The organism is Pseudomonas sp. MD195_PC81_125 (assembly GCF_014060985.1).
In the GTDB taxonomy this organism is placed as follows: domain Bacteria; phylum Pseudomonadota; class Gammaproteobacteria; order Pseudomonadales; family Pseudomonadaceae; genus Aquipseudomonas; species Aquipseudomonas parakoreensis.
In genome coordinates this window covers 1-9,527 of record NZ_JABULD010000613.1, presented here as the reverse complement: position 1 = coordinate 9,527, position 9,527 = coordinate 1, and the positions used below count along the sequence as shown (strand labels likewise).

The following is a 9,527-nucleotide window of genomic DNA, read 5'->3' as shown; positions in this document are numbered from 1 at the left end:
CTGTAGGAGTCTGCCGAAGGCTGCGATCTTTTGATCTTGGCCTTAGCGCTTCTGGGTCAGGGCGCGGCGCTCGAATTCGACGATGCGCTGACGGTAGTGCTCGATAGTCTGCGCGGTCAGCACGCTGCGCTGGTCGTCTTTCAGCTCGCCGTTCAGCTCCTGGGACAGCTTGCGCGCTGCCGCCACCATCACGTCGAAGGCCTGCTTCGGATGACGCGGGCCTGGCAGACCGAGGAAGAAACTCACCGCCGGCGTGCTGAAATGGTCGATGTCGTCCAGATCAAAGATCCCCGGCTTGACCGCGTTGGCCATGGAGAACAGCACTTCACCGTTGCCGGCCATGCTTTCGTGGCGGTGGAAAATATCCATCTCGCCAAAACGCAGACCGCTTTCGAGAATGTTCTGCAGCAGGGCCGGGCCTTTGAAGCCGGCGGCGTCGCGGCAGATCACGCTGATCACCAGGACTTCTTCGGCTTGCGGCTGATCCTTGTCGGCCACGGCCGGCGCCGGCTTGCTGTCGTCGACGAAGTCATCATCACGGCTGCTGAAGCTCGGGCCGCCGTCCAGGTCCAGATCGAGATTCAAGTCGCCCTGGGCCGGACCGTTGCTGCCGCGCTTGCCACGCTTGGAGCCGGATTCGCGAGGCTCGCGTGCTTCGCGGGCCGGCATGCTCACCGATGGCAGATCGTGTTCGTCCAGTTGTGGCTCTTTTGTGCGTATCCAGCACGCGGGCCGGGCCCAACAGCTCAGCGCTGGTGTCCTCGTCCGGCAGGTTGGACAGACTTCGGTCAAGACGGAATTTCAGTTTTCCCTTGCCGCCGCGCATACGGCGCCAGCCATCAAAAAGAATACCGGCTATCACAATGATGCCGATGACGATCAGCCACTCGCGCAGACCGATTTCCATGTAATCCCGTGCCTCTATAAAAAATGCTGAAAAATAAGGGGTTTACATTGTGCAAACCGCTTTAAAACGTGGCGCCAACTCTATGTTCTGACAGGCGTTTTGCCCACGTATACGAAAAATTGACATTAAACTAGCACGACCAAAGACAACTTTACACCGTCTGTCACGTTGGCTTGCGCGAATATGTCGATTGGCCAGCAAGTCGAAGTCGGTAAAAAAAGTCCTACAGACTATTCATACCCTTCCGACACCACGCTGACTCAGGCGTCCACCATCGCCATTGCCTCCTCGACATCCACTGCAACCAGTCGCGAACAACCCGGCTCGTGCATCGTCACGCCCATCAGTTGATCGGCCATTTCCATGGCGATCTTGTTGTGGGTGATATAGATGAACTGCACGGTCTGCGACATCTCTTTAACCAATCGTGCGTAGCGTCCAACGTTAGCGTCATCCAGTGGCGCGTCAACTTCATCGAGCATGCAGAACGGCGCCGGATTCAATTTGAAGATCGCAAAAACCAGTGCCAGCGCGGTCAGGGCTTTTTCCCCGCCGGAGAGCAAATGGATGGTGCTGTTCTTCTTTCCTGGCGGCCGCGCCATGATCGTCACCCCTGTATCGAGTAGATCTTCGCCCGTCAGTTCCAAATACGCGCTGCCGCCACCGAAAACTTTCGGGAAAAGCGCCTGTAAACCGCCATTGATCTGATCAAAGGTATCTTTGAAGCGGTTACGGGTTTCCTTGTCGATCTTGCGAATGACGTTTTCCAGGGTCTCCAATGCTTCGACCAGATCGGCGTCCTGCGCATCCAGATAACGTTTACGCTCGGATTGTTGCGTGTATTCGTCGATGGCCGCGAGGTTGATCGCGCCCAGGCGCTGAATCCGCGCATTGATCCGTTCGAGTTCTTCTTCGGCGGCGCGTTCACTGGCCTCAGGCGTCAAGGTCGCGAGCACGCCATTGAGATCGTAGCCGTCTTCGAGCAATTGATCCTGCAACGCCTTGCGCCGCACGGTCAGTGCTTGCCATTCCATGCGCTGCTGTTCGAGCTGACCACGGATCAGTTGCGATTGCTGCTCGGCCTGGGTCCTGCGCTTTTCCGCCTCGCGCAATTCGCGGTCGGCATCTTCCAGGGCGATCTGCGCGGTTTTCAGTTCTTCGTCGACGGTCATGCGCTTGTCGAGCAGTTCTTCGAGTTTCAGGCGCAGCTCTTCCAGCGGCGCCTCGCCCTCCTCCAGATTCAGACTCAACTGTTCGCGTTTTTTCGCTCAGGCGCTCGGCCTGCATTTCCAGACGCTCCAGCGCCTGGCGCGTGGAATCGTGCTGCGCACGCAGCGAACCGAGACGCACCGCCAGTTGATGGGCGTGATCCTTGTGCTGGCGGGCTTCCTGGCGCACGCGATCAAGGCGTTCGCGCAAGCTGTCACGCTGGGCCAGCAGCAATTCGCGCTGCTCGGTGTCCAGCGCCATGGCATCGAGCGCTTCCTGCAATTGCATGCGCGCTTCGCCGACTTGTTCGTGCTCAAGCTCGCGCTGCTCGGCGAGCTCGATCAGCTCTTCGTCAAGCCGCGTGCGGCGCAGCGTCAGTTGCTCGGCCTTGGCTTTACCGGCAGACAACTGGGCTTTCAATTCACCTTGGGAGCGGGCTTCATCCTGCAGCAGGCGACGCAAATGTTCGCGGCCGTTTTCCTGCTGACGCTGTTGCGCACGCAAGGTCTGCAAGCGGGTTTCCATGGCTTCGACCGTGGCTTCGCGCTCTTCGCGCTCGGCCTGCAGCGTCTCGATTTCCTGGCCCCGGGCGAGCATGCCGCTCTCGGCTTCACTGGCGCGACGTACGCGCAGAAAGTGTCGACCAACCCAATAACCGTCGCGACTGATCAGGCTCTGCCCGGCACTCAACTGCCCGCGCAGGGCCAAGGCCTGCTCAAGGCTGTCGACCGGTTTGACCTGGCCGAGCCATGGCGACAGATCGATCTGTGCTTCGACTTTATCCAGCAGGCTGCCCGCTACCCGCACACCATCGCTGGCAGGGCTGAGCAGGCGCAAATCCCCTTGGGTGAAACCGGACAGATCGAAGCCGCTGAAGTCATCCACCAGCACCGCTTGCAGATCGGCGCCGAGCACGGTTTCCACCGCCAGCTCCCAACCGGCCTCGACCTTCAGGCCTTCGGCCAGACGCGGCCGTTCGGCGAGGTTGTGTTCTTTCAGCCATTCGGCGGTGCCGGTGCCCGGATCGAGCGCAGCTTGCTGCAAGGCTTCCAGTGACGCCAGTCGCCCGTTGAGCCGTTGCAGATCGCCCTGCGCCTGTTGTTGCGCGGTCAGTGCCTGCTGCAATTCCTGACGCAGTTGTTCAAGTTTTTCGACCTGCGCTTCTTCGCTGGTCTGCAAATCTTCGAGGGTCGCTTCGGATTCGGCGAGCTGCTCGTTGAGCGCCATGATCGCCGCGTCTTCCGGGTCGGCGGAGAGCAAGTCGCGCTCCTCGGCGAGACGCTTTTGCCGATCGGCCAGCCGTTCCATGCTGGTTTCCAGTTGCTGGATCCGCGACTGCTGCACTTCGGCCTGGCGCCGGGGTTCGGCGGCGGTCAGGTTGAAGGTGTCCCACTGCTCCTGCCAGCCGTGCATGACGCTTTCGGAATCTTCCAGTGCGGCGGCGGCTTCTTCGGCGGCGGCGCTGGTGACTTCCTGCTCGGGGATGAGCATGTCCAGCTCTTCGCCGAGGGTCAGCAGCAACGTACGGTCATGGCCCAGGTGCGATTCGGTTTCCAGACGCGCGCGCTCGGCTTCTTTCAGATCGTCCTGCAACTGACGCAAGCGCTGCTGGCCATGCTGAATGCTCTGCTCGACCCGGGCGATGTCGCCGCCGACCGAATAGAAGCGTCCCTGCACCAGATTGAAGCGTTCGGACAGTTCATGGTGCCCGTCGCGCAGGCGCTCGATGGCGGCATCGGCATTGCGCTGCTCGGCGACCAGCGCTTCGAAACTGACTTCCTGGTTGCCGATGATCGATTCGCGCTGGCCGACCTGATCGTTCAGGTCCTGCCAGCGCAGGGCCGACAGTTGCGCCTTGAGCTGGCGCTCTTCGGCTTTGTATTCCTGATACTTCTTGGCGGACTCGGCCTGCCGGTGCAGGCGTTCGAGCTGGCGCTCCAGCTCTTCGCGCAGGTCGGTCAGACGCGCAAGGTTTTCGTGGGTGCGGCGGATGCGGTTTTCGGTTTCGCGCCGACGCTCCTTGTACTTGGAGATGCCCGCCGCTTCTTCGATAAAGTTGCGCAGGTCTTCCGGCTTGGCTTCGATCAGCTTGGAGATCATCCCCTGCTCGATGATCGAGTAGCTGCGCGGGCCGAGGCCGGTGCCGAGGAAGATGTCGGTGATGTCGCGACGGCGGCACTTGGCGCCGTTGAGGAAATAGCTGTTCTGGCTGTCGCGGGTGACTTTGCGGCGAATGGAAATCTCGGCGTACGCCGCGTATTCGCCGACCAGCGTGCCGTCGGAGTTGTCGAACACCAGTTCGATGCTCGCCTGACTCACCGGCTTACGACTGGTCGAGCCGTTGAAGATGACGTCGGTCATCGACTCGCCACGCAGGTTCTTCGCCGAACTCTCGCCCATCACCCAGCGAACGGCGTCGATGATGTTCGACTTGCCGCAACCGTTCGGCCCGACGACTGCCGCCATGTTACTGGGGAAGTTCACCGTGGTCGGGTCGACGAAGGACTTGAACCCCGCCAGTTTGATGCACTTTAGCCGCACGCTCAGGCAACCGTCAGGGCGGAGACCACCAGATCGCAGCTGCGCTGGGCATAAGCCGTCAGCACGATGCGGATCTGCGGCAAATCACGGGCGAGGACAGCGGCCAGCAGGCGTTCGAACAGTTCGAGGAACTCGCTCATTTCGGCCTTGCGCTGTTCGAGGGCGAGGAAATACGCACGGCTCATGGCCGGCTGCAGGTTCTCGACGGTCTCTTGCAGGTACGGGTTATTGGCAAACGGGTACGCCGCGCGCATCACGGCGAAGCTGTCGTCGACAAAGGTGCGGATGTCCTGACGCTCGTAGCTGGCGGTGAGGCGCTGCTGAATCTGAACGAACGGCGCCATGTCGGCCTGGGTCTGCCAGCCGTTGGCAACCGCATTGCCGAGCAGGATGTACAGCTCGCTCATCAGCGTGCACAGGCTCTGCACCTTGTGCGCGGTGAGTTCGGTGACATGGGCGCCACGTCGCGGCAGGATCGCGATCAGGTGGCGGCGTTCGAGGATCAGCAAGGCTTCGCGGACCGATCCGCGGCTGACATTGAGGGCCAGCGTGACCTTCTGTTCCTGAATGCGCTCTCCCGGCTTCATTTCGCCGCGAATGATGCGTTCGGCGAGGTGGTGAGCGATTTGCTCGGCGAGGCTGTCCGGCGCCTTGAACGTCATGGTTGTCCTTCAAACTCTTCGATCTGCACAAGCGGCGCAGTGTAGCGCAAATGCACGTGCATGGCGGAGTGCCCGCACGGCGCTTTTTGGCACGATTCAAGCAAAAAAGCAGGGGTTCCGCTCAGGGTCAATACTCAATAGAGCACGCGTTAATCGACAAAACCGATTTTCCTGACCTTTAAGTCAGAAAACCATTGACCGAAAAGTCAGACCTGCTAAATTCGGCTCACGTCGGTTAACAACAATAATGAGTCTGCGAGGCCTTCCGTGATCCAGTTTTTACTTAACCAGGAACTCCGTAGCGAGCACGCCCTGGACCCGAATCTGACCGTGCTCAATTACCTGCGTGAGCATGTAGGCAAATCCGGCACCAAAGAAGGCTGCGCCAGCGGCGACTGTGGCGCCTGCACCGTAGTAGTCGGCGAGTTGCAAACCGATGACGCCGGCCGCGAACACATTCGCTATCGTAGCCTCAACTCGTGCCTGACCTTTGTGTCGTCGCTGCACGGCAAACAACTGATCAGCGTCGAAGACCTCAAGCACCAGGGCGAACTGCACAGCGTGCAGCAAGCCATGGTCGAGTGCCACGGCTCGCAGTGCGGCTTCTGCACCCCCGGTTTCGTCATGTCGCTGTTCGCCCTGCAAAAGAACAGCGATGCACCGGATCAGGCCAAGGCGCACGAAGCGCTGGCCGGCAATCTCTGCCGCTGCACCGGCTACCGGCCGATTCTCGCCGCCGCCGAGCAATCCTGCTGCGGCAAACAGCCGGACCAGTTCGATGCCCGCGAAGCCGAGACCATCGCCCGCCTCAAAGCCATCGCCCCGACCGATATCGGTGAACTCAACAGTGGCGACAAGCGCTGCCTGGTGCCGCTGACCGTGGCCGATCTGGCTGATCTGTATGACGCTTACCCACAAGCGCGGCTGCTGGCCGGCGGTACCGATCTGGCGCTGGAAGTCACCCAGTTTCACCGCACCTTGCCGGTGATGATCTACGTCGGCAACGTCGCCGAAATGAAGCGCATCGAAAGCTTCGATGACCGCCTCGAAATCGGCGCCGCCACCGCCCTCTCCGACTGCTACGAAGCGCTGACTGCCGAATACCCGGACTTCGGCGAACTGCTGCACCGCTTTGCCTCGCTGCAGATCCGCAACCAGGGCACCCTCGGCGGCAACATCGGCAACGCCTCGCCGATCGGTGATTCGCCACCGCTGCTGATCGCCCTCGGCGCGCAGGTGGTGCTGTGCAAGGGTGAAACCCGGCGCACCCTGAACCTGGAAGATTACTTCATCGACTACAAGGTCACCGCCCGTCAGGAAAGCGAGTTCATCGAGAAGATCATCGTCCCGCGTGCCACGGCCGGGCAGCGTTTCCGCGCCTACAAGGTCTCCAAGCGTCTGGACGATGACATTTCCGCCGTCTGCGCCGCCTTCAATCTGCGCGTCGAGAATGGCGTGATCACTGACGCACGCGTGGCGTTCGGCGGCATGGCCGCGATCCCCAAACGCGCCGCCCATTGCGAAGCCGTGCTGCTCGGCCAGCCATTCAGCAACGCCGTTATCGAACGCGCCTGCGCCGCACTGGGCGAAGACTTCACGCCGCTCTCGGACTTCCGCGCCAGCAAGGAATATCGCCTGCTCAGCGCGCAGAACCTGCTGCGCAAATACTTCATCGAACTGCAAACACCGCACATCGAGACTCGGGTGACCGCTTATGTCTAACCATCACGCCGTAGAGAAGACTCAAGCCGAACTGGCGGAATTGTTCGCCAGGGACCTGACCACCGGCGTCGGCCGCAGCGTCAAGCACGACAGCGCCGCCAAGCATGTGTCCGGTGAAGCGCAGTACATCGACGATCGCCTGGAATTCCCCAATCAACTGCACGTTTATGCACGGCTGTCGGACCGCGCCCACGCGAAAATCATCCGCATTGACACCAAGCCCTGCTACGCCTTCGAAGGCGTGCGCATTGCGATCACCCACGAAGACGTGCCGGGCCTGAAAGACATCGGCCCGCTGCTGCCGGGCGATCCGCTGCTGGCGATCGATGACGTGCAGTTCGTCGGTCAACCAGTGCTGGCCGTGGCCGCGAAAGATCTGGAAACCGCGCGTAAAGCCGCGATGGCCGCGATCATCGAATACGAAGATCTGGAGCCGGTGCTGGACGTGGTCGAGGCCCTGCGCAAACGCCACTTCGTGCTCGACAGCCACACCCATCAGCGTGGCGATTCGGCTTCGGCATTGGCCACCGCTGAACACCGCATTCAAGGCACGCTGCACATCGGCGGCCAGGAACACTTTTATCTGGAGACGCAGATCTCCTCGGTAATGCCCACCGAAGACGGCGGCATGATCGTTTACTGCTCGACGCAGAACCCCACCGAAGTGCAGAAACTGGTGGCCGAAGTGCTCGACGTGTCGATGAACAAGATCGTCGTCGACATGCGCCGCATGGGCGGTGGTTTCGGCGGCAAGGAAACCCAGGCCGCCAGCCCGGCGTGCCTGTGCGCGGTGATCGCGCACCTCACCGGCCAGCCGACCAAGATGCGCCTGCCACGGGTCGAAGACATGCTGATGACCGGCAAGCGCCACCCGTTCTATGTCGAGTACGACGTCGGCTTCGACAGCACCGGGCGCCTGCACGGCATCGCCATGGACCTGGCCGGCAACTGCGGCTGTTCGCCGGACCTGTCCGCCTCGATCGTTGACCGGGCGATGTTCCACTCGGACAACTCTTATTACCTCGGTGACGCGACCATCAACGGTCACCGCTGCAAGACCAACACCGCGTCGAACACTGCTTACCGGGGTTTCGGCGGCCCGCAAGGGATGGTCGCCATCGAAGAAGTGATGGACGCGATTGCCCGCCACCTCAACCTCGATCCACTGGCCGTGCGCAAGGCCAACTACTACGGCAAGACCGAGCGCAACGTCACCCACTACTACCAGACCGTCGAGCACAACATGCTCGAAGAGATGACCGCCGAGCTGGAAGAAAGCAGCCAGTACGCCGAGCGCCGCGAGGCGATCCGCCGCTACAACGCCAACAGCCCGATCCTGAAAAAAAGGCCTGGCGCTGACCCCGGTGAAATTCGGCATTTCCTTCACCGCCAGTTTTCTCAATCAGGCCGGCGCGCTGATCCACGTCTACACCGACGGCAGCATCCACCTGAACCACGGCGGCACGGAAATGGGCCAGGGTCTCAACACCAAAGTCGCGCAGGTGGTGGCCGAAGTGTTCCAGGTGGAAATGGATCGCGTGCAGATCACCGCGACCAACACCGACAAAGTGCCGAACACCTCGCCGACTGCGGCCTCCAGCGGCGCTGACCTCAACGGCAAGGCCGCGCAGAACGCCGCCGAGATCATCAAGCAGCGTCTGGTGGAATTCGCCGCGCGGCACTACAAGGTCAGCGAAGAAGACGTGGAATTCCACAACGGCCATGTGCGCGTGCGTGACCACATCATGACCTTCGAGGCGCTGATCCAACTGGCGTATTTCAATCAGGTCTCGCTGTCGAGCACCGGCTTCTACAAGACCCCGAAAATCTACTACGACCGCAGCCAGGCCCGGGGCCGGCCGTTCTACTACTTCGCCTTCGGCGCGGCGTGCTGCGAAGTGATCGTCGACACCCTGACCGGCGAGTACAAGATGCTGCGTACCGACATCCTCCACGACGTCGGCGCCTCGCTGAACCCGGCCATCGACATCGGTCAGGTCGAGGGCGGTTTCATCCAGGGCATGGGCTGGCTGACCATGGAAGAGCTGGTCTGGAACAACAAGGGCAAGCTGATGACCAACGGCCCGGCCAGCTACAAGATCCCGGCCGTGGCGGACATGCCGCTGGACCTGCGGGTGAAACTGGTGGAAAACCGCAAGAACCCGGAAGACACGGTGTTCCATTCCAAGGCCGTCGGTGAGCCGCCGTTCATGCTCGGAATTGCCGCGTGGTGCGCGATCAAGGACGCGGTGGCAAGCCTCGGTGACTACAAGCATCAACCGCAGATCGATGCGCCGGCGACCCCGGAGCGGGTGTTGTGGGGGTGTGAGCAGATGCGCCAGCTCAAGACGGTGAAAGCGGTCGAAGCTGAAACCGAGTTGGCTCCGCTCTAGACCGAGCCGCGGCCAATCGCTGGCAAGCCAGCTCCCACAGTGATCCGTGGTGATTTCAGGATTTGCGGTACACCACAAAACCTGTGGGAGCTG

General features: G+C 61.3%; 2 protein-coding genes and 3 pseudogenes. 2 read left to right on the top strand and 3 right to left on the bottom strand.

The features are described 5' to 3' along the window. Window positions 1-42 precede the first annotated feature (42 nt). The 3 genes and pseudogenes from zipA to HT737_RS24680 form a co-directional block, all read right to left on the bottom strand. Window positions 43-907: pseudogene (gene zipA, locus HT737_RS24690) on the bottom strand (cell division protein ZipA). A gap of 260 nt (window positions 908-1,167) precedes the next feature. Then, window positions 1,168-4,657 (bottom strand): annotated as a pseudogene (gene smc, locus HT737_RS24685) (chromosome segregation protein SMC). 2 nt (window positions 4,658-4,659) lie between these two features. Further along, window positions 4,660-5,319 carry a GntR family transcriptional regulator gene (locus HT737_RS24680; RefSeq protein WP_007961062.1) on the bottom strand — a complete coding sequence of 220 codons (660 nt, stop codon included), beginning with the start codon at window positions 5,317-5,319 and terminating at the stop codon, window positions 4,660-4,662. 267 nt (window positions 5,320-5,586) lie between these two features. On the opposite strand from HT737_RS24680, the gene xdhA reads away from it, so the two are divergent. Both xdhA and xdhB read left to right on the top strand, forming a co-directional pair. Continuing rightward, the gene (gene xdhA / locus HT737_RS24675; protein WP_182404180.1) at window positions 5,587-7,041 is read left to right on the top strand and encodes a xanthine dehydrogenase small subunit; all 1,455 of its coding nucleotides are present in this window, start codon (window positions 5,587-5,589) and stop codon (window positions 7,039-7,041) included. Then, a pseudogene (gene xdhB, locus HT737_RS24670) lies at window positions 7,034-9,434 on the top strand (xanthine dehydrogenase molybdopterin binding subunit). Before xdhA ends, xdhB begins: the two are co-directional and overlap by 8 nt. Window positions 9,435-9,527: the final 93 nt, after the last annotated feature.